This window comes from Pseudomonas graminis (assembly GCF_004364335.1).
In the GTDB taxonomy this organism is placed as follows: domain Bacteria; phylum Pseudomonadota; class Gammaproteobacteria; order Pseudomonadales; family Pseudomonadaceae; genus Aquipseudomonas; species Aquipseudomonas graminis_D.
This window is the reverse complement of record NZ_SOCR01000011.1, coordinates 17,475-40,321: the sequence shown is the minus strand read 5'-3', so window position 1 is coordinate 40,321 and position 22,847 is coordinate 17,475. Positions and strand designations below refer to the sequence as shown.

At 60.4% G+C, this 22,847-nt stretch carries 18 protein-coding genes and 1 pseudogene; 12 read left to right on the top strand and 7 right to left on the bottom strand.

The features are described from left to right. Window positions 1-294: 294 nt before the first annotated feature. Window positions 295-468, bottom strand: a pseudogene (locus EC919_RS20520) (sugar nucleotide-binding protein); the annotation flags it as partial. A gap of 79 nt (window positions 469-547) precedes the next feature. Between EC919_RS20520 and EC919_RS20515 the strand changes: the two are divergent. The 4 genes from EC919_RS20515 to EC919_RS20500 all read left to right on the top strand — a co-directional run bounded on the left by EC919_RS20515 (window position 548) and on the right by EC919_RS20500 (window position 4,870). Next, entirely contained in the window at window positions 548-1,096 is a 549-nt protein-coding gene (locus tag EC919_RS20515; RefSeq protein ID WP_133776187.1) for a sugar ABC transporter ATPase, read from the top strand. A gap of 126 nt (window positions 1,097-1,222) precedes the next feature. Further along, on the top strand, window positions 1,223-2,692 hold the full coding sequence (gene guaB, locus EC919_RS20510; protein ID WP_133776186.1) for an IMP dehydrogenase: 1,470 nt from the start codon (window positions 1,223-1,225) through the stop codon (window positions 2,690-2,692). Window positions 2,693-2,790: 98 nt separating this feature from the next. Further along, a complete protein-coding gene (gene guaA, locus EC919_RS20505; RefSeq protein ID WP_108120879.1) occupies window positions 2,791-4,368 on the top strand; it encodes a glutamine-hydrolyzing GMP synthase in 1,578 nt (525 codons plus the stop codon). A 160-nt stretch (window positions 4,369-4,528) separates the two neighbouring features. Beyond that, window positions 4,529-4,870, top strand: a complete 342-nt coding sequence (locus EC919_RS20500; protein ID WP_133776185.1) for a hypothetical protein — start codon at window positions 4,529-4,531, stop codon at window positions 4,868-4,870. Between the two features lie 746 nt (window positions 4,871-5,616). On the opposite strand, the gene EC919_RS20490 is transcribed toward EC919_RS20500, so the two are convergent. Then, window positions 5,617-5,781 carry a DUF4225 domain-containing protein gene (locus tag EC919_RS20490; RefSeq protein ID WP_243842306.1) on the bottom strand — a complete coding sequence of 55 codons (165 nt, stop codon included), beginning with the start codon at window positions 5,779-5,781 and terminating at the stop codon, window positions 5,617-5,619. A 229-nt stretch (window positions 5,782-6,010) separates the two neighbouring features. Then, window positions 6,011-8,875, bottom strand: coding sequence for a membrane-targeted effector domain-containing toxin (locus EC919_RS20485; RefSeq protein ID WP_347876989.1), 2,865 nt, complete (start codon window positions 8,873-8,875; stop codon window positions 6,011-6,013). Window positions 8,876-9,113: 238 nt separating this feature from the next. Between EC919_RS20485 and EC919_RS20480 the strand changes: the two genes are divergently transcribed. Together EC919_RS20480 and tadA are read left to right on the top strand one after the other, a co-directional pair. Beyond that, the gene (locus EC919_RS20480) at window positions 9,114-10,487 is read left to right on the top strand and encodes a multicopper oxidase family protein (RefSeq protein WP_133776182.1); all 1,374 of its coding nucleotides are present in this window, start codon (window positions 9,114-9,116) and stop codon (window positions 10,485-10,487) included. Then, window positions 10,487-10,969 carry a tRNA adenosine(34) deaminase TadA gene (tadA, locus tag EC919_RS20475; protein ID WP_133776181.1) on the top strand — a complete coding sequence of 161 codons (483 nt, stop codon included), beginning with the start codon at window positions 10,487-10,489 and terminating at the stop codon, window positions 10,967-10,969. Before EC919_RS20480 ends, tadA begins: the two co-directional genes overlap by 1 nt. Window positions 10,970-11,003: 34 nt before the next feature. Here the strand turns inward: tadA and mltF are convergent, their stop codons facing one another. Beyond that, window positions 11,004-12,464 carry a membrane-bound lytic murein transglycosylase MltF gene (mltF, locus tag EC919_RS20470; RefSeq protein ID WP_208295006.1) on the bottom strand — a complete coding sequence of 487 codons (1,461 nt, stop codon included), beginning with the start codon at window positions 12,462-12,464 and terminating at the stop codon, window positions 11,004-11,006. Between the two features lie 213 nt (window positions 12,465-12,677). On the opposite strand from mltF, the gene purL reads away from it, so the two are divergent. Together purL and EC919_RS20460 are read left to right on the top strand one after the other, a co-directional pair. Then, window positions 12,678-16,577: a phosphoribosylformylglycinamidine synthase gene (purL, locus tag EC919_RS20465; RefSeq protein ID WP_133776179.1), complete on the top strand. Its 3,900-nt coding sequence runs from the start codon at window positions 12,678-12,680 to the stop codon at window positions 16,575-16,577. A gap of 6 nt (window positions 16,578-16,583) precedes the next feature. Next, the gene (locus EC919_RS20460; protein WP_133776178.1) at window positions 16,584-16,895 is read left to right on the top strand and encodes a YqfO family protein; all 312 of its coding nucleotides are present in this window, start codon (window positions 16,584-16,586) and stop codon (window positions 16,893-16,895) included. 55 nt (window positions 16,896-16,950) lie between these two features. Here the strand turns inward: EC919_RS20460 and EC919_RS20455 are convergent, their stop codons facing one another. Next, window positions 16,951-17,514 carry a L,D-transpeptidase family protein gene (locus tag EC919_RS20455; RefSeq protein WP_074892288.1) on the bottom strand — a complete coding sequence of 188 codons (564 nt, stop codon included), beginning with the start codon at window positions 17,512-17,514 and terminating at the stop codon, window positions 16,951-16,953. A gap of 50 nt (window positions 17,515-17,564) precedes the next feature. Continuing rightward, entirely contained in the window at window positions 17,565-18,116 is a 552-nt protein-coding gene (locus EC919_RS20450; protein WP_133776177.1) for an NUDIX hydrolase, read from the bottom strand. A gap of 152 nt (window positions 18,117-18,268) precedes the next feature. Between EC919_RS20450 and EC919_RS20445 the strand changes: the two genes are divergently transcribed. The 4 genes from EC919_RS20445 (at window position 18,269) to purT (ending at window position 21,015) form a co-directional block, all read left to right on the top strand. Continuing rightward, entirely contained in the window at window positions 18,269-18,880 is a 612-nt protein-coding gene (locus EC919_RS20445; protein ID WP_133776176.1) for a CoA pyrophosphatase, read from the top strand. Between the two features lie 63 nt (window positions 18,881-18,943). Beyond that, window positions 18,944-19,468 (top strand): gamma carbonic anhydrase family protein, encoded by a 525-nt coding sequence (locus tag EC919_RS20440; protein WP_133776175.1) that lies wholly within the window; start codon window positions 18,944-18,946, stop codon window positions 19,466-19,468. Continuing rightward, window positions 19,468-19,716 carry a DUF1289 domain-containing protein gene (locus EC919_RS20435; protein ID WP_133776174.1) on the top strand — a complete coding sequence of 83 codons (249 nt, stop codon included), beginning with the start codon at window positions 19,468-19,470 and terminating at the stop codon, window positions 19,714-19,716. Before EC919_RS20440 ends, EC919_RS20435 begins: the two co-directional genes overlap by 1 nt. A 117-nt stretch (window positions 19,717-19,833) precedes the next feature. After that, on the top strand, window positions 19,834-21,015 hold the full coding sequence (purT, locus tag EC919_RS20430) for a formate-dependent phosphoribosylglycinamide formyltransferase (RefSeq protein ID WP_133776173.1): 1,182 nt from the start codon (window positions 19,834-19,836) through the stop codon (window positions 21,013-21,015). Window positions 21,016-21,235: 220 nt separating this feature from the next. On the opposite strand, the gene EC919_RS20425 is transcribed toward purT, so the two are convergent. Continuing rightward, window positions 21,236-22,558 (bottom strand): MFS transporter, encoded by a 1,323-nt coding sequence (locus EC919_RS20425; protein ID WP_133776172.1) that lies wholly within the window; start codon window positions 22,556-22,558, stop codon window positions 21,236-21,238. Window positions 22,559-22,847: the final 289 nt, after the last annotated feature.

The following is a 22,847-nucleotide window of genomic DNA, read 5'->3' as shown; positions in this document are numbered from 1 at the left end:
CCACCGTATTCACCTGGTTTACTGCCGCTGCGCGCCAGATCGCGGGCAAGCGCGCTCCTACGTCCTTCGGTCAGAGGCCGACCGCGATCCATGCCCTTCCACCTGCGATTTCATACCTGAGGGTGGTCATCCAACGAGGATTACCAACACCAGCGCAGATTAACGGACGGCCCGAATCACCTGCAGGAGCGCGCTTGCCCGCGAACGCGGTGGGTCAGTCACCCCTCATCAACTGACAGGACGCGTTCGCCAGCAAGCCGGCTCCTACAGGCTGGCAGTGTCAGGGCTATCTCGGAGCTGTTTGAGCACCGAAATGATAACCCTCGCGGCGTCGTCGACCGGGGTCGGATTGCCACGACAGTCGTCCCCTAGCAGCAATTCACCGGGGGTTTCGGCGCGGCTGAGAAAACGCCACAGTACGCTTTCGGCGCTGTAGTCGAGCAGCCAGCCGAAACGCAACAATACATGCGCACCGACGGCCATACTTGACGTCACCGACAGCGCGATTAAGCTGCCGCCCCCCGATTACTCGTCAGACAGGCCCGTCATGGACACCCAAAGCATCATCGTCCCGCAAATCTCCAGCTTTCCTGCGCACGAAGCGAAGGCGCGGGCGATCCTGCGCTGGCTGGTGAAGCTGAACGTCGTCGAGGAATCGCTGACCACCTGCGGGCGCAGCTTCAACCGCATGGCCTACGCCGTTGCCCCGGGCGCACGGCGTTTCGTCGAAAACCCTGACGCCTTGCCGTTCGGTCAGCCGGTCAACGGTCTGGAAATCGTCCTCAAGCGATGCATCTACACGCCGCAGCAGGGTTTCAAGGAGGAGGCCGGTTGCCCGGAGTGTCGGCGCGAGATCGGCGAAGCCCTGTTCGACAGCCTGGAAGACTGGATGCCGGGCCACACCGACAACTTCATGTGCCCCGAATGCCGGCATGAAGACGACATCAACGGCTTCCTGTTTTTGGAGCCGTGCGGGTTTTCGAATCTGGGGTTCATCTTCAACAACTGGCTGGATGCCGGCTTCAAAAGCCGCTTCGTCGAGGCATTTGCCGAGCGCATGGACCGTCCGGTGTCCCATGTGAAAGTCAGGCTGTAGATCCGTACTGCTGTCATTGGGCGCAGTAAACCGGCTCATTAGTAAATAGCCTGATCTTTACATTGAGATAGTGCAGGTGTCTGGGTACAATGGCGCGCTTCCATTTTCCCGCTCGGGAGCCCAGCGATGCTGCGTATAAGCCAAGAAGCCCTTACATTCGACGACATTCTCCTTGTGCCCGGTTATTCCGAGGTGCTTCCCAACGAAGTCAGTCTGAAAACACGATTGACCCGTGGCATCGAACTCAACATCCCCCTCGTTTCCGCCGCTATGGACACCGTCACTGAAGCCCGTCTGGCCATCGCCATGGCTCAGGAAGGCGGCATCGGCATCATCCACAAGAACATGACCGTCGAGCAGCAAGCTGCCGAAGTGCGCAAGGTCAAGAAGTTCGAAGCGGGTGTGGTCAAGGATCCGATCACCATCGAGGCTGACGCCACCGTTCGCGATCTGTTCGAACTGACCCGTCAACACAACATTTCCGGCGTTCCGGTCCTGCATGACGGCGAGCTCGTCGGCATCGTGACCTCCCGCGACGTCCGCTTTGAAACCCGTCTTGATGTGCCTGTTCGCGAAGTGATGACGCCGAAAGAGCGTCTGGTCACCGTCCGCGAAGGCGCCGACAAGTACGAAGTGCGCGATCTGTTGCACAAGCACCGTCTGGAAAAAGTCCTGATCGTCGACGACAACTTCGCGCTCAAGGGCATGATGACCGTCAAGGACATCGAGAAATCCAAAGCCTGGCCGCTGGCGAGCAAGGACGACCAGGGTCGTCTGCGTGTCGGCGCTGCGGTCGGCACCGGTAAAGACACCGGCGAACGGGTCAGCGCACTGGTTGCTGCGGGCGTGGACGTCATCGTTGTCGACACCGCTCACGGTCACTCCAAAGGCGTGATCGACCGCGTTCGCTGGGTCAAACAGAACTTCCCTGACGTCCAGGTCATCGGCGGCAACATCGCCACCGGCGCCGCTGCGCTCGCACTGGTTGAAGCCGGCGCTGACGGCGTCAAGGTCGGCATCGGTCCTGGCTCCATCTGCACCACCCGTATCGTGGCTGGCGTGGGCGTCCCGCAAATCAGCGCCATCGCCAACGTGGCTTCGGCACTGGAAGGCACTGACGTTCCGCTGATCGCCGACGGCGGCATCCGTTTCTCGGGTGACCTGTCCAAGGCCATCGTTGCTGGCGCCTACTGCGTGATGATGGGTTCGATGTTTGCCGGTACCGAAGAAGCACCGGGCGAGATCGAGCTGTTCCAGGGCCGTTCGTACAAGGCCTATCGCGGCATGGGTTCGCTGGGCGCAATGTCCCAGGCCCAGGGCTCGTCGGACCGTTACTTCCAGGACTCGTCCGACGGCGCGGAAAAACTCGTGCCGGAAGGTATCGAAGGCCGCGTTGCGTACAAGGGTTCGCTGACTGCCATCGTTCACCAGTTGATGGGCGGCCTGCGCTCTTCGATGGGTTACACCGGCAGCGCCGACATCCACGAAATGCGCACCAAGCCTGAATTCGTACGCATCACCGGTGCCGGCATGGCGGAGTCCCACGTTCACGACGTGCAGATCACCAAGGAAGCGCCGAACTACCGCGTAGGTTGATCGGAACGCGCCTGATGACCCAGGCGCGTTTCACGAATTGTGTACCGGGGCTGTTCATGACAGCCCCGTCTTGTTTCTGATTTTCGACGAGAATGACTATGGCCCTCGACATTCACGCCCACCGCATCCTGATCCTGGACTTCGGTTCCCAGTACACCCAGCTGATCGCCCGTCGCGTTCGCGAAATCGGCGTCTACTGCGAACTGCACCCGTTCGACATGTCGGACGAAGCGATACGCGAATTCGCCCCGAAAGGCATCATCCTCGCCGGCGGCCCCGAGTCCGTCCACGTGGCTGACAGCCCGCGCGCGCCGCAGGCCGTGTTCGACCTCAACGTGCCGATCTTCGGTATCTGCTACGGCATGCAAACCATGGCCGAGCAGCTCGGTGGCCGCGTGGCTGGCTCCGAATTGCGTGAATTCGGTTATGCCCGAGTCGACGTCGTCGGCAAGAGCCGCGTGCTGGATGGCATCGAAGACCACGTCGACGCCGATGGCGTTTTCGGTCTCGATGTATGGATGAGCCACGGCGACAAGGTCACCGAAATCCCGGAAGGCTTCCACGTATTGGCCAGCACTCCGAGCTGCCCGATCGCCGGCATGGCCGACGACACCCGCGGCTACTACGGCGTGCAGTTCCACCCGGAAGTGACCCACACCAAGCAGGGCGGTCGCATCCTGTCGCGCTTCATCCTCGACATCTGCGGCTGCGAAGCGCTGTGGACCCCGTCGAAAATCGCCGAAGACGCCATCGCCCAGGTTCGCGCCCAGGTCGGCACCGACAACGTGCTGCTGGGCTTGTCCGGCGGTGTTGACTCCTCGGTGGTCGCGGCCCTGCTGCACAAAGCCATCGGCGACCAGCTGACCTGCGTCTTCGTCGACAACGGCCTGCTGCGTTTGCACGAAGGCGAGCAAGTCATGGCAATGTTCGCCGAGAACATGGGCGTCAAGGTGATCCGCGCCAACGCCGAGGACCAGTTCCTCAACAACCTGGCCGGCGAAAGCGACCCGGAGAAGAAGCGCAAGATCATCGGGCGCACCTTCATCGACGTGTTCGACGCCGAGTCGACCAAGCTCGACAACATCAAGTACCTGGCCCAGGGCACCATCTACCCCGACGTGATCGAGTCCGCTGGCGCCAAAAGCGGCAAGGCCCACGTTATCAAGTCGCACCACAACGTGGGCGGCCTGCCGGAAGAGATGAACCTGAAACTGGTCGAGCCACTGCGCGAACTGTTCAAGGACGAAGTCCGTCGTCTGGGCCTCGAACTCGGCCTGCCGTACGACATGGTCTACCGCCACCCATTCCCGGGCCCGGGCCTGGGCGTACGCATCCTCGGTGAAGTGAAGAAGGAATACGCCGACCTGCTGCGTCGCGCCGACCACATCTTCATCGAAGAACTGCGCAAAGCCGACTGGTACCACAAAGTCAGCCAGGCATTCGTTGTGTTCCAGCCGGTGAAATCGGTTGGCGTGGTCGGTGATGGTCGTCGTTACGCCTGGGTCGTGGCCCTGCGTGCGGTAGAAACCATCGACTTCATGACCGCACGTTGGGCGCACCTGCCTTACGAACTCCTGGAAACGGTGAGCGGCCGGATCATCAATGAGATCGAAGGTATTTCGCGCGTGACTTATGACGTGTCGAGCAAGCCGCCTGCGACGATTGAGTGGGAATGATGGGACGTCCGGCACTGTCCGGCACCATCTAGCAAGAAATGCCCTGGAGCCCGCGCAATTGCGGGCTTTTGGCTTTTTGGGGCTGGCAAATTCTGGCAGCTTCTGCAATCAATACAGGAAGGCGAATCTTGGATAACACTACGGGAACGGCGAACCGCAAATGAACTCATCCGTAATTGACGCTCCTGCTCCGAAGCCGCGCTGGATAACAATAGGGGCGAAAAATAACGCCGTTGAGCCGGGGCATTGGGTCTATGCGGTCCACATCATCCCCGGCGAACCGGATAAACCATTCTGTTTTGAGGAGTCGATAGGAGGTGGACATGCTGAACGTGGTGGCGCAATTCGATTGGGCTTATTAGAGCTCGAAGATTGGCCAGGCGACTGGCGCAATCACTTGCTCAAGGCGGGCTGCCCTTGGGTGGCAGAAGTTATTGATAATCGCCTGAGTGACGACGTGCAGGATTTGATGACTGCAATCCTTAACCATCGCAACAGCTGATGGAAAATGGCGTCGGCTAGTCAAAGGTCCATGTTTTGTGAACGTGTAATCTTCCCCCACGGTACGGGCTCACCGCCTTGTCGTCCCGAAAAAGCCGAGTGAAGCCACCAATGCCTCACTCGGTTTCAGGTTATCGCTCGACGCGCCAGCGTCATCATCGCGCGGCGCTTGGGCAGCCTCACCAAGAGGATCTGGTCGAGCTTCTCAGGAGCAACGATCCAGAGGTATTGCGGTTGCTGCTGGGCTCGACGTTGAACCTGTCAGCCTTCGCAAATCGGCGACTCGGCTACGTCTCGTAGGCGAATCAACGAAGCTGGGTTGATCATCCGGTTTACGTCGCGGGGGGCGGTAGCCGGAACTATTGCTATGTGCATGGCGTTATAAGGAAATGTCGCCGCTGGCTCAAATTGGGGGTCAACCATTGAGCTTGCAATTAACATCATAAAAACTTGATCTTTTTAAATTTCAAGCTGGCGTGTATTGGGGGGCTCCAGTATGAACAACGTTTCTCTAGGAGAAGTATAGGGCCCCTCAAAGCCTGTTTATTTTTCGATGAAATAACTTAATGCAAACGAATGAGATCATGATAAAGCATATTCCTAAAATACATCTAGCCACGAAAATGCTTAAATCAAAGAAATAATTAACGAGAAGCAATATCCATACTGAATGAAAGGCAGCGCACGCAATCGCAAACAAATAAACTCTTGCGTTTGAAATGATGCGTCCAGCTTTTTGTTGGTTCACTATTTTTGCATTCCGCCTACTGTGATAGCGTCGGCGGCCCTGTCTAGAACTAATGCAGGTACTGACGTATTTCTATATGCGCGAACATAGTCAGTTCTAATGTATCTAAATAGGCGCCAAGAATCTGGTTTTAAGACCGGCTTAGTTACACCATATACAGACATCGTCAAGAGACTCACCCTCAACCCTATCAACCTTCATAAATGCATCAAATGACATGATTAGCTCCTTGCTTTTCAAAAAATTCAGGTCAGAACACTAACTGAATTTCAGCACGAATTACCAGCCCGACACGGGGTTAGGTTGGTTGTGCGGAGTTTAGAGCTGCTATACCTTCTTAAGCGAAAGCCGAGTGAGCCTCAACGTCTCACTCGGTTTTTCACTCCCAGATAATCAACCCACCAACCTCATCCCCATCAGCTCCAGCGCAGTCGTCAGATCCGCCAAGGTATCGAATCGCCGCCCACTCACACGGGGCCAAGCTGGGCGGTCGATGTACACGCGATTCCTCTCGTGTTTGACCTCCGTACGCACCGTAGAGCCTGCCTTGTTGCGGTGCACGAGCGTCACCCCGTCGCCGGTTCGTTCGAGCGTGAACATGCCAGGGTGGAGCAACCTGCTCTCCAGGTCGGTCCGCTGGCTGGGCGCTTCTCGCAGGTATTGCAGGCGTAAGTCGCTCCTCACGGTCCCCGCGCGACGGCCCAACGAGTCGGACATTTCGGCGCCTGGGTCCGGCGTTATCCCAACCGATTCAATGACGCGGACGTCTTCGATACGCAACCCGACGGCGCCTTCCAGTTCGGCAACGCCGGGGATACCCAGAAACGTGTTGGCGTGGGAGTTACCGACGAGCGCAACCCAGTTACCGCCCATTGCCGCCTGATGGGAATCGATAACGCCTTTGGCGAAATAGTTCATCATTTTTTGCCTGAGCGTCCGTTCAGCACCCCGTGCGCCATCTAGGCGATAACTGGCCATGCAGTCGATGGCTCTGATTCGCACCCGATTGGCTCGGGCGGCTCTGAGCACGGCCATGAATGTGTATTTGCCGGTGGGATCAGTCCGATGCCCTTTGTCGAGCGTGTCTATATACGCTTCAAGCTGAAGCGACATCTCCCCTGTCTTCGAAAAGGCATCCAGCTCTGCCTGGTGGAAATCTGTCAGCAGGTGCTCCATGTACAGTGTCCGGACCTTGAGCTTGGCGAGCCGCGGCATTTGTTCGATTAAAAATCGTTTACTGCCCACACCCGCGTGACTCTCGCCGATGACCAGACCCGGTGAGCGCTTGAACAGTGTTTTCAGCGTGCTTTTCAACGGCGCGTCGGTAGGCAGTTCCGGGATTTCCGGACGCGGGGGCAGTTGGAGTGTCGTGAAAAATGCGTCGGCGTCATTGCGCAGATCGTGACGCAGGCGTTTGAAATCATCGTAGGGGTCGCGCGTGCTGAAATCGCCACTGTGGTAACGCTCATCCACACGACGTCCACCAAATTGCGCGCCTTCCATTACATCGGACCTGAGTGCCTCCGGTATTTCGTAGGGGCTGGGCAGAGGCGCTGTGTGCGGTGAAACGCCGGGCCCATGTCCAATCCCTATCTTGCTCAGCGCTTTACCTCCGCCTTGCAGGCTCAACGGAATGATGGGCTCCCACCTGCCCCCGTTATTGAGCCGTACGGGTCTGTTTTGATAAAACGAGAAGGGGTTCTCAGGGTCGATGATGGCCCAGCATTTCAGCTCGTTGATGTAGCGAACGGCATAGGCGAAGCCATCGATCTCGATAAACGTCTCGCCCTGATCAGTCAGGTAGACGCCTTTCATGCGGCCTTCTTCGCGGACGGGTTCGAAGGCATCCAGCAGCATGTTGGTCTCGAAGGAGGCCAGCGCATTGTTGCGCTCAAAGGGGTAAACGGATTCGGGTTCGAAGCACGGCGCTTCAACGAACCCACTAACGGGTTCATCGACTTCGGGGGATGGCTCCAGCCCGGCTTCAGGCTGCGGTAACTCGCCTTCCGCCAACGCCTCTCCGCCGGCAAGAAATGCGCTATTAAACAGCGTGTCGATGCCCGCAGTGACGGCGCCGATGACCCCGGCCTTGCGTTGTGCCGTGCTCGCGCCGTTAACGGCCTGATCAATGTTGAGGCCCATGTCGGCGATGCCGGCGCCCACTGCTGCCAGCGCAACCGGCCAGTCAATCGCTGCCAGTGCACCGGAAAGCTGAGAGAACGCTCGCAGATAACCGATCCACATCTGTTTGCGCAGGTCGGCATTTGAATGCAGCGCCAGATCTGCGTCGGCAAACATTCGAGCTCGGATCGAATCGCGCAGATGAGCGAACGGGTCCCCTGACACAGGCCGACTCTGTTGATTGATCAGGCCGGAGTGAGCAGATCCCCATGTGGTGTAGAGCACATCAAGGCCGTGATACAGCCCGATGTTTTCATCAGCCTGGCCATGTGCCGACAACGGGAAGTGCCCCATGAAGCGTGCGCGCCGCTCCGGGCGGTTGTTCTGCGACAGTAGCCACCAGTGCAATTCTTCCGCTGTCGCGAAGGCATGAAACGCCTGTACTTCGCCGGGCGTGTAGAGAATTTGCCGGCCGCCAGCGGTCACAATGCGCAAGATGTCGCTGGCCTCATAGCCGATCACGTCGAAGGTCCAGACGTTTGCGTCAACACTGGCCGGCGCGCTGGCCTGGAGTGTTTGCAGGCTCGGAGAATCGGTCGGTTCAACGTTAGCCGCACGCAAGACGGTTCGTAGATCTTCTTCACTGAGCCAGCCGGCGTGGTGGTCTTCGAAGGCGCTGGCGATGAAGTTGGCTTTGGCCATGGTGCGGAAATCATCGGCGAAGTCGCGCCAGAACGCTTTCAACTTCTCTTGATAGCGGGATTTGAAGTCCACGGCCCATAAGTCGCTCATGACCTGCGCGGGCAACATCCTGACCTCGTTGCGTTCATCGAACGCGTCTGCATCAGCGCCGGCGGTGTAGAACCCGCTGAGCATCGGCAGGGTGTCGGCGTTGTCCTGATCCTGGGGATTGAAACGGTGCATGACCAGCTGCGGGAGGGTCATCGATTGATAGGGCGCGTCCCGGTGTTGCCAGCCATTGAACGATCGCGGACTGTTCTCTGCCGTGTGGAAGCAGTGCCAGTAAACGGTGTCGGGCTCGGTGTCGTGACCGGTGTGACGCAGGAGGATTTCTCGGGCGATGCTGCGGGCCATTTCGCGCATGTCCGGGCAGGCCTCGACCAGGCCCTCACTCATTTTGATGAGCGCGGTTCGGTCCTGGCTCAGGGAGGTAGCGGGTGGGCGGGCAGGTGCAAAGGTCATATTCGTCTTCCTTGATGAATGGGAAGACAAGCTTGGCGTGATTGCCGATTCATTTGGCACTAAATATGTATTGCGTACGCAGTCACCTTAAATTTCTGTAAGTGCCGGTGTATCGTGTGCGCCCCACGCATCGCTCCCGGATGTGGCCAGTCGTTGTTGAGGTTTTTTGTACATGTCTTTTACCCGTCGACAGATACTCGGAGGTCTGGCCGGTCTTGCCGTGGTCGGGCTTGGCGCGGGCGGCGCTTCACGGTATTGGCTGGGCAAACGCGGGCCGGGAGAAGGGCATGATTACGAACTGATCGCCGCGCCGCTGGACGTCGAGCTGGTGGCCGGGCACCAGACGCCCGCCTGGGCATTCGGCGGCTCGGCGCCAGGCACTGAACTGCGCGTCAGACAGGGCGAGTGGCTACGGGTGCGCTTCATCAATCATCTGCCCGTTGAAACCACGATTCACTGGCATGGCATTCGGCTTCCGCTGGAGATGGACGGCGTGCCTTATGTCTCGCAATTGCCGGTCAAGCCGGGCGAGTACTTCGACTATACATTCCGTGTGCCGGACGCCGGCAGCTATTGGTATCACCCCCACGTCAGCAGCAGCGAAGAACTGGGCCGCGGGCTGGTCGGTCCGCTGATCGTCGAGGAGCGTGAGCCCAGCGGATTTGCCCACGAGCGCGTCGTCAGCCTGAAGAGCTGGCACGTTGACGAGGAGGGCGCTTTCACTGAATTCAGCGTCATTCGCGAGGCCGCACGCGAGGGCACGGCCGGGCGATTGTCGACGATCAATGGCGTGCCACAAGGCATCGTAGAGCTGCCTGCCGGGCAGATCACCCGCGTGCGCCTTCTCAATCTCGACAACACCGTGACCTATCGCCTGAACCTGCCGGGCGCCGAGGCGATGATCTACGCCCTGGACGGCAACCCGGTCCAACCCCGTCCGCTGGGCAAGGATTACTGGCTGGGGCCGGGCATGCGCATCTGTCTGGCGATCAAGGCGCCTGCCGCCGGTGAAGAAATCTCCCTGCGCAACGGCCCGGTGCGGTTGGGCACATTTCGTTCGATCGCCAGCACCGATACGCCGGGCGACTGGCCGCCTGAGCTGCCGGCCAATCCGGTCGCCGAGCCTGATCTGGCGAACGCCGAGAAGCTCAATTTCAATTTCGAGTGGGTCGGTTCGGTGTCAGTGAATGTCGACAACGGTAAACCGCCGAGCTTGTGGCAGATCAACGGCCAGGCGTGGGACATAACCGACAAGACCTGCGCCGACCGGCCGATCGCCAGGCTCGAACGGGGCAAGAGTTACATCTTCGAGCTGAAGAACATGACCCAGTATCAGCACCCCATTCACTTGCACGGCATGAGCTTCAAAGTCATCGCCTCCAATCGCAAGGACGTGATTCCGTACTTCACCGACACCTACCTGCTGGGGCGCAACGAGCGCGCCCGCGTCGCCTTGGTGGCGGATAATCCCGGCGTGTGGATGTTTCACTGCCATGTGATTGATCACATGGAAACCGGTCTCATGGCCGCTATCGAGGTTTCCTGATGCGTCAGCCGCTTATCATCGATCGCAGCCGCGATCAGCACTTCATGCGTGAAGCTTTGGCGCTGGCGGCGGAGGGTGCGCTGCTGGGCGAGGTGCCGGTCGGCGCGGTGGTGGTGCAGGACGGTGAAATCGTGGGTCGCGGTTTCAATTGCCCCATCAGCGGCAGCGATCCCAGTGCCCACGCCGAGATGGTCGCCATTCGCGCAGCGGCGCAGTCACTCAGTAATTACCGCCTGCCCGGCAGCACGCTGTACGTGACCCTGGAACCCTGCAGCATGTGCGCGGGGTTGATCGTCCACTCGCGCATCAGCCGCGTGGTGTATGGCGCGACCGAGCCGAAAGCGGGGGTGGTACAGAGTCAGGGTCAGTTCTTCACGCAGCCTTTCCTGAACCATCGCGTGCTGTTTGAAGGCGGGGTGCTGGGGGAGGAGTGCGGGACGATGCTGAGCGAGTTTTTCAGGATGAGGCGGGCGAAGGGCTGATTCAGTGCGGCTTTGAGCGGATTCTGGCGGGTGATTAAAGCGGTGCTTTTTCTTCCGACGGCTTGGTCTTGTCCACACCGGGCACATGCAACGAGCCTTCCGCGACCTGTCCGCCTTCCATCTGCGGCTGCGTCACCCAGGTCAGGATGTCGTAATAGCGGCGGATGTTGGCAACGAAACTGACGGGTTCGCCACCCCGGGCGTACCCGTAGCGGGTCTTGCTGTACCACTTTTTCTGCGACAGACGCGGCAGCATTTTTTTCACGTCCAGCCACTTGTTCGGGTTCAGGCCTTCGCTTTCCGCCAACTTGCGCGCGTCGTCCAGATGGCCGGTGCCGATGTTGTAGGACGCAAGCGCCAGCCAGGTGCGATCCGGCTCCTGAATCGAGTCGTCGAGCTGTTCCTTGACGTAGGCAAAATACTTGGCGCCGCCCTGAATACTCTGCTTGGCGTCAAGCCGATTGGACACACCCATGGCCTGGGCCGTGCTCTGCGTCAGCATCATCAAGCCGCGCACGCCGGTCTTGGACGTCACGCCCGGCTGCCATAACGATTCCTGATAACCGATCGCCGCCAGCAGGCGCCAGTCCACCTGTTCTGCTTTGGCAGCGGTCTGGAAGTGCTTTTCGTACTTGGGTAGGCGTTCCTGCAAATGCTGGGCGAAGGTGTAGGCACCGACGTAACCGAGGACGTCGACATGCCCGTAATAGCGGTCTTTGAGCCGCTGCAGCATGCCGTTCTTCTGCATCTTGTCGAGATAGGCGTTGATCTCGTTGAGCAGGCTGTTGTCATCGCCCAATGCCACGGCCCAACGCTGATCGCGGCCATCGCCGAGGTCGAAGCCGACGCGAACGTTGGGGAAATACACCTGATTCATCGCCAGTTCGTTGGAATCCACCAGGGTCAGGTCGATCTGGCCCTCATCCACCATGCGCAGCAGGTCGACGACTTCGACCTGATCGGATTCGTCGTAGTTGATGCCGGGATACTTGACCTTCAGCGCTGCCAGTTGCTCGGCGTGGCTGCTGCCTTTAAGCACGAGGATGCGCTTGCCGACCAGATCGCCCGGATCGGTGGGGCGCGACTGCCCGTTGCGGTAAACGACCTGCGGAGTGACTTCAAGATAAGAGTGTGAAAAACGTACCTGCTTCGCGCGGTTTTCGCTGCTGACCAGGCCCGCTGCCGCCAGGACCGGGCCGCCGGGCTTGCCCATCTGATCGAACAGGTCGTCAAGGTTGTCGGCAGCTTCTATTTTCAGTTCAACGCCCAGATCATCGGCGAAACGCTTCACCAGTTCGTACTCGAAACCGGTTTCACCGTTGCGGTCCTGAAAATAGGTCGCCGGGCTGTTGCGGGTGACGACGCGCAGAACGCCATCCTCCTTGACTCGTTCCAGCGTGTTGGGTTTCTCCACACACGCGCCGAGCAGCAGGAAGATTCCGGTTGCGATGAGCCACTTGGCACAGCGTGGGCGGAAATCTGATTGGGAAAACATCGGTGCAGTATACGCAAAGGAGCCATACCGCCATATCTCGACAGCGCGGGTCGCGTCTGATAGAGCAGAGGATTTTTTACCTTCCGGCGCAGGCAAGCGCCCGGAGCCGACATTCGGGTGCATCCCATGCCGTGGTTTCGGGTGCCGATGCAGACTGATTAGGCTAGAATGCACGGCCTCAAAGCACACCCCCTTCCCGAGGCTGTCCCGACGATGTTGATCCTGCGTGGTGCTCCCGCCCTTTCCGCCTTCCGCCACAAGAAATTACTTGCACAGCTGAACGATAAAGTTCCGGCTGTCAGTGGCCTGTACGCTGAATTCGCCCACTTCGCTGAGGTCAATGGCGTTCTGACCGAAGACGAGCAGCAAGTCCTTGCCCGCCTGCTCAAATACGGTCCGAGCGTGCCGGTTCAGGAGCCTGCGGGCCGCCTGTTCCTGGTCCTCCCGCGTTTCGGCACCATTTCGCCATGGTCGAGCAAGGCCACCGACATCGCGCGCAATTGCAGCCTGACCAAGATCCAGCGTCTTGAGCGCGGCATCGCTTTTTATGTAGAAGGCCAGTTCAGCGACGCCGACGCACAGCTGATCGCCGACGCGCTTCACGACCGCATGACCCAGATCGTACTGGGCGCGCTGGAAGAGGCCGCCAGCCTGTTCAGCCACGCTGAACCCAAGCCGCTGATCGCCATCGACGTACTGGGTGGCGGCCGCGCGGCGCTGGAAAAAGCCAACGTCGAACTGGGGCTGGCCCTGGCCGAAGACGAAATCGATTACCTGGTGAACGCGTTCACCGGCCTCAAGCGCAACCCCCACGACATCGAACTGATGATGTTCGCGCAGGCCAACTCCGAGCATTGCCGTCACAAGATCTTCAACGCCAGTTGGGACATCGACGGCCAGAGCCAGGAAAAAAGCCTGTTCGGCATGATCAAGAACACCTACCAGATGCACAACGAAGGCGTGCTGTCCGCCTACAAGGACAACGCCTCGGTGATCGTCGGCAGCGTGGCCGGCCGCTTCTTCCCGAATCCTGAAAGCCGTGAGTACGGTGCGGTTCAGGAGCCGGTGCACATTCTGATGAAGGTCGAAACCCACAACCACCCGACGGCGATTGCCCCGTTCCCGGGCGCGGCCACCGGTTCCGGCGGCGAGATCCGCGACGAGGGCGCCACCGGACGTGGTGCCAAACCGAAAGCCGGCCTGACCGGTTTCACGGTGTCCAACCTGAACATTCCGGGTTTCGAGCAGCCTTGGGAAAAGCCGTACGGCAAACCCGAGCGCATCGTGACGCCGCTGGACATCATGATCGAAGGCCCGCTGGGTGGCGCGGCGTTCAACAATGAGTTCGGTCGTCCGGCCCTGACCGGTTATTTCCGTACCTTCGAGCAGTCGATCAGCACGCCCCACGGCGATGAGGTTCGCGGCTACCACAAGCCGATCATGCTCGCAGGCGGCATGGGCAACATCCGCGAAGGGCACGTGCAGAAAGCCGAAATCACCGTCGGCGCCAAGCTGATCGTGCTCGGCGGCCCGGCCATGCTGATCGGTCTGGGCGGCGGCGCAGCTTCCTCCATGGCCACCGGTACCAGCTCGGCTGACCTGGACTTTGCTTCGGTACAACGTGAAAACCCGGAAATGGAACGCCGCTGCCAGGAGGTCATCGACCGCTGCTGGCAGCTGGGTGAAGCCAACCCGATCGCGTTCATCCATGACGTCGGCGCGGGCGGTCTGTCCAACGCCTTCCCGGAACTGGTCAACGACGGCGGTCGCGGTGGCCGCTTCGAACTGCGCAACGTGCCGAACGACGAGCCAGGCATGGCACCGCTGGAAATCTGGAGCAACGAGTCCCAGGAACGTTACGTTCTGGCCGTCAGCGCCCCTGATTTCGAGCGCTTCAAAGCCATCTGCGAACGTGAGCGTTGCCCGTTTGCAGTAGTCGGTGAGGCAACTGAAGAGCCGCAACTGACCGTCACCGACAGCCACTTCGGCAACAACCCTGTCGACATGCCGCTGGAAGTGCTGCTGGGCAAGGCCCCGCGCATGCACCGTTCAGCCGAGCGTGAAACCGAGCTGGGTGACGACTTCGATCCGAGCGCGCTCGACATCGAAGAAAGCGTGCAGCGCGTGCTGCATCACCCGGCAGTGGCAAGCAAGAGCTTCCTTATTACCATTGGCGACCGCAGCATCACCGGCATGGTCAATCGCGACCAGATGGTCGGCCCGTGGCAAGTGCCGGTGGCGGACGTCGCCGTTACGGCAACCAGTTTTGACGTGTACACCGGCGAAGCCATGGCGATGGGCGAGCGCACGCCGCTGGCATTGCTGGACGCTCCGGCGTCCGGCCGCATGGCGATTGGCGAGACCCTGACCAACATTGCCGCATCGAGCATCGGCCAGCTTTCCGACATCAAGCTGTCCGCCAACTGGATGTCCGCTGCCGGCCACCCGGGCGAAGACGCGCGTCTGTACGACACCGTGAAAGCCGTCGGCATGGAATTGTGCCCCGAGCTGGGCATTACCATTCCGGTGGGCAAGGATTCGATGTCCATGAAGACCCGCTGGAGCGACGAAGGCACCGAAAAAACCGTGACCTCGCCGCTGTCGCTGATCGTCACCGGTTTCGCACCGGTCACCGACATCCGCAAGACCCTGACCCCGCAACTGCGCATGGACAAGGGCCTGACCGATCTGATCCTGATCGACTTGGGCCGTGGTCAGAACCGCATGGGCGCGTCGATTCTCGCCCAGACCCACGGCAAGCTCGGCAGCGTCGCGCCGGACGTCGATGACGCTGAAGACCTGAAAGCCTTCTTTGCCGTCATCCAGGGCCTCAACGCCGACGGCCACTTGCTGGCCTACCACGACCGTTCCGACGGTGGCTTGATGGCGACCGTGCTGGAAATGGCCTTCGCTGGTCATTGCGGCTTGAATCTCGAACTCGACACGCTGACCGGCAAGCGCGAAAAAGTTGCGGCCATTCTGTTCAACGAAGAGCTGGGTGCAGTGATCCAGGTTCGCCAGGACGCCACGCCGCTGGTGCTCGCGCAGTTCAGCGCTGCCGGCCTGGGCGAGGATTGCGTCGCCGTGATCGGCAAGCCGATCAACAACAGCGACGTGATCATCAGCCTGAGCGGCGATACCGTGTTCAAAGGCGATCGTCGCCTGCTGCAGCGTCAGTGGAGCGAAACCAGCTATCAGATCCAGCGCCTGCGTGATAACGCCGATTGCGCCGATCAGGAATTCGATGCGCTGCTGGAAGAAGACAACCCTGGCCTGAACGTGAAGCTGGGCTATGACGTCAACGACGACATCGCTGCGCCTTACATCAAGAAGGGCGTTCGCCCACAAGTGGCGGTACTGCGTGAGCAGGGCGTCAACGGTCAGGTCGAAATGGCCGCTGCCTTCGACCGCGCCGGTTTCGTCTCGGTCGACGTGCACATGAGCGACATTCTCGCCGGTCGCGTCGACCTCAACGATTTCAAAGGTCTGGTTGCCTGCGGTGGTTTCTCCTACGGCGACGTGCTGGGTGCCGGTGAAGGCTGGGCCAAGTCCGCGCTGTTCAACAGCCGTGCACGGGACGCGTTCCAGGGCTTCTTCGCCCGCACCGACAGCTTCGCGCTGGGCGTTTGCAACGGTTGCCAGATGATGTCCAACCTCAGCGAGCTGATTCCGGGCAGCGAATTCTGGCCGCACTTTGTGCGTAACCGCTCGGAGCAGTTCGAAGCGCGCGTGGCGATGGTCGAAATCCAGAAATCGGCGTCGATCTTTCTGCAAGGCATGGCCGGCTCGCACATGCCGATCGCCATTGCCCACGGTGAAGGTCACGCCGAGTTCAAGACCCCTGAGTCGCTGATTGAAACCGATCTGTCCGGCACCGTTGCCGTGCGTTTCGTCGACAATCACGGCAAGGTCACTGAAACCTATCCGGCCAACCCGAACGGTTCGCCCCGTGGCATCGCAGGTCTGACTACGCTCGACGGTCGCGTCACCATCATGATGCCGCACCCTGAGCGCGTGTTCCGCGCAGTGACCAACTCGTGGCGTCCGGATGAGTGGGCGGAAGATGGCGCGTGGATGCGCATGTTCCGCAATGCGCGCGTCTGGGTGAACTGATCGCTGATGTACAAGTTGGCCTTCTTTGTGCCACCCAGCCATGTGGAGCAGGTCAAAAACGCGTTGTTCGCCGCCGGTGCGGGGAGAATCGGCGCGTATGACTGCTGCTCATGGCAGGTGCTAGGGCAAGGCCAGTTTCGCCCGCTGGACGGCAGTCAGCCGTTTATCGGGCAAGCCGGCGAGGTCGAGCAGGTTCAGGAATGGAAGGTTGAGCTTGTCGTGTCAGACGAGCTGATCAGGCGGGTGGTGACTGCGCTGAAGGACAGTCATCCTTACGAAGTACCGGCTTATGACGTCTGGAAGCTGGAAGATATCTAGCTTTCCCCGCAGCCTTGCTTTAGACAGATGCTTTCTGCATGACCCTCGCAGATGCTTACGGCCTGATCTCGATCATCGTGCCGTCTTTCACCAGATCCCATACCTCACGAATATCGCTGTTGCGCATGGCGATGCAGCCGTTCGTCCAGTCCAGTGTGTGGAAATACCACTCCGGGTAATCGTCGTTGATCGGCGTGCCGTGGATCATGATCATGCTGCCGGGTTTCACGCCTTCGCGACGGGCGCGTGCGGCATCGGAGATGTTGGGGTAGGAAATGTGCATCGACAGGTTGTAGGCGTCGCTGGTCTTGCGCCAGTCGAGCCAGTAGAAACCCTCCGGCGTGCGCTGGTCTCCCTCTTGCAGTTTGGGTCCGTTGGGCGCTTTGCCCAGTGAGATCCGGTACGTCTTCAGCGCCTCGCCACGGCTGATCAGCTGCAACTGATGAGCGGATTTGAGCACCAGCACTTTATCGATGGTCCGGTCAGCGATGTTCTGGGTGTCGACAACCTTACCGCCGACGAACTTCTGTTCGCTGCCTTTGGGCACGATGGTCTGAGTGAATGCAGCCTGGGACAGCGGCACAACCGACAGGCATAAAACGGCAAGCAACCAACGCATGAAAAGGGTATCCCTGAAGCCTGCGCGGCGATCGCGCGTCGTCGTCTTGATCAAGTGGTTTTAAGAGGGGGGGTAGCGGACAGGCAATCGGTGTGCACCTGGAAATCCTGGTGCTGCCGGTCGCGGAAAAAGCATTCTAGGGTACGCCTTACGGTCTGGAAAGCCAGCTCCGACCACGGGATATCGGCTTCGTCGAACAACTTCACCTCAAGGCTTTCAATGCCCGCGGCGTACTCCGGGCTGACGAGGTTCGCGCGGTAGAAGATATGCACCTGATTGATGTACGGCACGTCGATCATCGAATACAGCTGCAGGTCCTTGACCTGCGCGCAGGCTTCTTCAAGGGTTTCCCGGCGGGCGGCCTGTTCGACACTTTCGCCGTTTTCCATGAACCCGGCGGGCAGCGTCCAGTAGCCCAGTCGCGGCTCGATGGCGCGGCGGCACAGCAACACCTTTTCGCCCCACACCGGCACGACGCCGGCCACGATGTTGGGGTTCTGGTAGTGAATGGTGTCGCAATGTTCACACACGTAACGCAGACGGCTGTCGCCCTCGGGAATACGCTGGATGACCTGTTTGCCGCAATTGCTGCAGAATTTCATGATCGAATCGGGTTCCTGTTGGCAGCGGCTATCTTGAGCTGTAGCGCGGGTGGACGGCAAGAGGCGTCTTCGCGCGCGGGTTGTCCTACAAGACTTGGGCGCGTCGCCGCTTTGGTGCATGATGCCGGGCAGGCAACCGATCGAGAATTCCCATGCTGGATGAGCTACTTAATCGTATGAGCAGCCATAAGCCGGTGATGCTGGAGACGGACGCTCGCTTCCCCGAGGCCGCCGTGCTTCTCCCTATTACTCGCAACGCGGAGCCCGAACTGGTGCTGACCCTGCGCGCCAGCGGCCTGTCGACCCACGGCGGTGAAGTGGCCTTCCCGGGCGGGCGGCGTGACCCGGAAGACCCGGACCTGGTCTTCACCGCGCTGCGCGAAGCCCAGGAAGAGATCGGCCTGCCGCCTGGCCTGGTGGAAGTGATCGGCCCGCTGAGTCCGCTGATCTCCAAGCACGGCATAAGAGTGACGCCCTACGTCGGCATCATTCCGGATTTCGTTGAGTACACCCCCAATGATGGCGAGATCGCGGCGGTCTTCAGCGTGCCGCTGGATTTCTTCCGGCAGGACGCCCGCGAACACACCCACCGCATCGACTATCAGGGGCGCAGCTGGTACGTGCCGAGTTATCGCTTCGGCGAGTACAAGATCTGGGGCCTGACCGCGATCATGATCGTTGAGCTGATGAACCTGTTGTTTGACAGCGGCATCGACCTCAACCAGCCGCCCAAACGATCGATCATCCACACGCTGAAATCCTGACCCGCTGCCCTGGCGCCGTGCGTAAGGAATGAGCGATGAGGTCCGAGCCATGAGGAGCAGACCATGAAATACCGTCTGGGCGATGCCCGCGTCGACGCGCACGCCAGCAGCTGGATCGCGCCGACAGCCACCGTCATCGGCAATGTGCGCTTGCAGGCCAACGCCAGCGTCTGGTTCGGCGCCGTGTTGCGCGGCGACAACGAGCTGATCGACATCGGCGAGAACAGCAACGTGCAGGACGGCACGGTGATGCACACCGACATGGGTTCGCCGCTGACCATTGGCCGCAACGTGACCATCGGTCACAACGCGATGCTTCACGGTTGTAGCGTGGGCGACAGCACGCTCATCGGGATCAACTCGGTCATCCTCAATGGCGCGCAGATCGGCAAATACTGCATCATCGGCGCCAATTCGCTGATCGGCGAAGGCAAGGTCATTCCCGATGGCTCCCTGGTCATGGGCTCGCCGGGCAAGATCGTCCGCGAGCTCACCGATGCGCAGAAGCAGATGCTCGACGCCAGCGCCGCCCATTACGTTCACAACGCCCAGCGCTACGCGCGTGACCTGGCCCCACAGGAAGACTGATGTCCAGCTCCGACTCTCCGTCCCATGAAGCGCCGATCCATGAAAAGCCGGTCCGCTCGCCCTGTGTAAGCATTTGCGCGCTGGATGACGCCGACATCTGTACCGGTTGCCAGCGCACCGTGGCCGAGATCACTGGCTGGAGCCGCATGGACAATCAGCAGCGCCGCGCGGTGTTGATCGCCTGCGAGGAGCGGGCGAGGGCAAGCGGGATGATGTTTAAGGTGAGCGGCAGCAGCCCTCGACGTTGAGCCAACCCTGCGCCGCTGCACCCCATTCCCCGGCCTTCATGTTAAATTGCGCGCCTTTCTACCTGCGGTTGCCTGCACACGGCGAGCAACCCTCGACCTGCTCCACGAGGACCTGAGATGACTCAAATCGGAACTCCACTGTCGCCGACCGCGACCCGCGTTTTGCTCTGCGGTTGCGGCGAGCTTGGCAAGGAAGTGGTGATCGAGCTGCAACGCCTGGGCGTTGAAGTGATTGCCGTCGACCGTTACGCCAATGCTCCGGCGATGCAGGTCGCGCACCGCAGCCATGTCATCAATATGCTCGACGGGGCAGCGTTGCGTGCGGTGATCGAGTCTGAGAAGCCCCATTACATCGTCCCGGAAATCGAAGCCATCGCCACCGCGACCCTGGTGGAGCTGGAGTCCGAAGGCTTCACGGTCATTCCGACGGCCCGCGCTGCGCAGCTGACCATGAACCGCGAAGGCATTCGTCGCCTGGCCGCTGAAGAGCTGGACCTGCCGACCTCGCCGTATCACTTTGCCGACACCTTCGAAGACTACAAAAAGGCCGTCGAAGACCTGGGCTTCCCGTGCGTGGTCAAGCCGGTGATGAGCTCGTCGGGCAAGGGCCAGAGCCTGCTGAAAACCGACGCTGACATTCAGAAGGCCTGGGACTATGCTCAGGAAGGCGGTCGTGCCGGCAAAGGCCGGGTGATCATCGAAGGCTTCATCGATTTCGATTACGAAATCACGCTGCTGACCGTACGTCACGTCGGCGGCACCACCTTCTGCGCACCGGTCGGCCATCGTCAGGAGAAGGGCGACTATCAGGAATCGTGGCAGCCCCAGGCCATGAGCCCGGTGGCATTGGCCGAGTCCGAGCGCGTCGCCAAGGCGGTAACCGAGGCGCTGGGTGGCCGCGGTCTGTTTGGTGTCGAGTTGTTCATCAAGGGCGATCAGGTCTGGTTCAGCGAAGTCTCGCCGCGCCCCCACGACACTGGCCTGGTCACGCTGATTTCCCAGGACCTGTCGCAGTTCGCGCTGCACGCCCGCGCCATTCTCGGCCTGCCGATCCCGTTGATTCGCCAGTTCGGCCCATCGGCGTCGGCGGTGATTCTGGTGGAAGGTCACTCGACCCAGACGGCGTTCGCCAACCTGGAGCAAGCCCTGAGCGAACCGGACACCGCGCTGCGTCTGTTCGGCAAGCCCGAGGTCAATGGTCAGCGCCGCATGGGCGTGGCACTGGCCCGTGACGAGTCCGTCGAAGCAGCCCGTCGCAAGGCCACCCGCGCGTCGATGGCGGTGAAGGTTCAGTTGTAAGCGTCACGCTAAATAAAAAACGGCGCCCTCAGGGGCGCCGTTTTTGTTTGGTCACTGTGCTCACGTATGCGGTTGCCAAGGCATAACTCTGTCACCCGCCACACCGCAGACACTGTAGGCGCGCGCTTGCCCGCGATTGCTGTGTGTCAGGTTCGGATGCAGTGACTGACACACCGCATTCGCGGGCAAGCGCGCTCCTACACGTACGTTTCTGGTGCGGTCAGGCAATCGTGTCCAGATCCGCGTGCCGGGTTTCTTTCAGGCACAGCACGGCAACCACGCTGATCAGCGCCGCCGCCGACACATACCCACCGACCCAGCTCAGACCACCCATTTCCACCAGCTTCTGCGCGAAGAAAGGGGCGACCGAGGCGCCGACAATGCCGCCGATGTTGTAAGCCGCCGACGCGCCGGTATAACGCACCCGCGTAGGAAACAGCTCCGGCAACATCGCCCCCATTGGCGCGAAGGTGACACCCATGAGAAACAGCTCGATCGACAGAAACAGCGTCACCGCCCAAGTCGTGCCGTGGGTCAGCAAAGGCTCCATCAGAAAGCCCGACAGGATCGCCAGCACGCCGCCGATGACCAGCACCGGCTTGCGACCAAATCGGTCACTCGCCAAAGCCGAAAGCGGCGTGGCGAGGGCCATGAACAGCACCGCAAAACACAGCATCGCCAGAAACGACTCGCGGCTGTAACCAAGCGTTTTCACGCCATAGCTCAGCGAGAAGACGGTGGAGATATAGAACAACGCGTAGCACACCACCATTGACGCTGCCCCCAGCAGCATCGGCTTCCAGTACTGACCGAACAGCTCGGCAATCGGCAATTTCACACGCTCATGGCGGGCGATGGCCTTGGCGAAAACAGGCGTTTCCTCAAGCTTCAGGCGCACATACAGCCCGATGATCACTAGCACAGCGCTGAGCAGAAACGGCACGCGCCAGCCCCAGGAGCGGAATTGCTCGTCATCCAGGGTCATCGCCAATGTCAGAAACAGCCCGTTTGCCGCGAGGAAGCCGATCGATGGGCCCAGTTGCGGGAACATGCCAAACCACGCCCGTTTGCCCTTGGGGGCGTTCTCGGTCGCTAGCAACGCCGCGCCGCCCCATTCGCCGCCCAGTCCGAGGCCCTGGCCGAAGCGCAGCACACAAAGCAGGATCGGCGCCCATGACCCGATGGCATCGTAGCCCGGCAAAATGCCGATCAACGTGGTGCAGACGCCCATGAGCAGCAGTGAGGCGACCAGTGTCGATTTGCGGCCGACGCGATCACCGAAGTGGCCGAACAGCGCCGAGCCCAGGGGACGTGCGAGAAAGGCGATCCCGAATGTCAGAAACGCTGACAGCATCTGTGCGGTGCTGGAGGTTTGCGGGAAGAACACAGGCCCGATCACCAGCGCGGCGGCGGTGGCGTACACGTAGAAATCGTAGAACTCGATGGCGGTGCCGATGAAACTGGCGGTGGCGACGCGGGCCGCAGAATTGGCGGGGCGGGCCTCGCTGTCGTCGCGGGTTGGACAGGCAGAAGTCGTGGTCATGGGGATATCCCTGGCAGTCGTATCGCCTGTCAGCGGGAGACGAAGATTCGTACGCGCGCTGCGGCAATCGTTAATTGTTTTTTTGGTCCAGCGCTGAACAGACTAGCCCGGATGCGGGCAAAGGCGCGTGGCGTGCTCGGGATGGGAGCGAAAGCCAGGGTGTCGCGTGAGCGGTCAGGCTGTGGGACTGGCCGGATCGCGGATTGTGCGGATAGCACGCGGAGCGGCGGGGCTGGGTAAGCGGATCGATTATAGGAAGGGGATCGGCGCGGAAACAAGTGTTACAAAG

Coding starts and splice junctions, on each gene's coding strand:
- EC919_RS20450 (WP_133776177.1), bottom strand. CDS start 18,116: ATGAAATTCTGCAGCAATTGCGGCAAACAGGTCATCCAGCGTATTCCC.
- EC919_RS20490 (WP_243842306.1), bottom strand. CDS start 5,781: ATGTCTGTATATGGTGTAACTAAGCCGGTCTTAAAACCAGATTCTTGG.
- EC919_RS20425 (WP_133776172.1), bottom strand. CDS start 22,558: ATGACCACGACTTCTGCCTGTCCAACCCGCGACGACAGCGAGGCCCGC.
- mltF (WP_208295006.1), bottom strand. CDS start 12,464: ATGTTTTCCCAATCAGATTTCCGCCCACGCTGTGCCAAGTGGCTCATC.
- purL (WP_133776179.1), top strand. CDS start 12,678: ATGTTGATCCTGCGTGGTGCTCCCGCCCTTTCCGCCTTCCGCCACAAG.
- EC919_RS20435 (WP_133776174.1), top strand. CDS start 19,468: ATGTCCAGCTCCGACTCTCCGTCCCATGAAGCGCCGATCCATGAAAAG.
- guaB (WP_133776186.1), top strand. CDS start 1,223: ATGCTGCGTATAAGCCAAGAAGCCCTTACATTCGACGACATTCTCCTT.
- tadA (WP_133776181.1), top strand. CDS start 10,487: ATGCGTCAGCCGCTTATCATCGATCGCAGCCGCGATCAGCACTTCATG.
- EC919_RS20455 (WP_074892288.1), bottom strand. CDS start 17,514: ATGCGTTGGTTGCTTGCCGTTTTATGCCTGTCGGTTGTGCCGCTGTCC.
- EC919_RS20480 (WP_133776182.1), top strand. CDS start 9,114: ATGTCTTTTACCCGTCGACAGATACTCGGAGGTCTGGCCGGTCTTGCC.
- EC919_RS20515 (WP_133776187.1), top strand. CDS start 548: ATGGACACCCAAAGCATCATCGTCCCGCAAATCTCCAGCTTTCCTGCG.
- EC919_RS20500 (WP_133776185.1), top strand. CDS start 4,529: ATGAACTCATCCGTAATTGACGCTCCTGCTCCGAAGCCGCGCTGGATA.
- EC919_RS20440 (WP_133776175.1), top strand. CDS start 18,944: ATGAAATACCGTCTGGGCGATGCCCGCGTCGACGCGCACGCCAGCAGC.
- EC919_RS20460 (WP_133776178.1), top strand. CDS start 16,584: ATGTACAAGTTGGCCTTCTTTGTGCCACCCAGCCATGTGGAGCAGGTC.
- guaA (WP_108120879.1), top strand. CDS start 2,791: ATGGCCCTCGACATTCACGCCCACCGCATCCTGATCCTGGACTTCGGT.
- EC919_RS20485 (WP_347876989.1), bottom strand. CDS start 8,875: ATGAGTGAGGGCCTGGTCGAGGCCTGCCCGGACATGCGCGAAATGGCC.
- EC919_RS20445 (WP_133776176.1), top strand. CDS start 18,269: ATGCTGGATGAGCTACTTAATCGTATGAGCAGCCATAAGCCGGTGATG.
- purT (WP_133776173.1), top strand. CDS start 19,834: ATGACTCAAATCGGAACTCCACTGTCGCCGACCGCGACCCGCGTTTTG.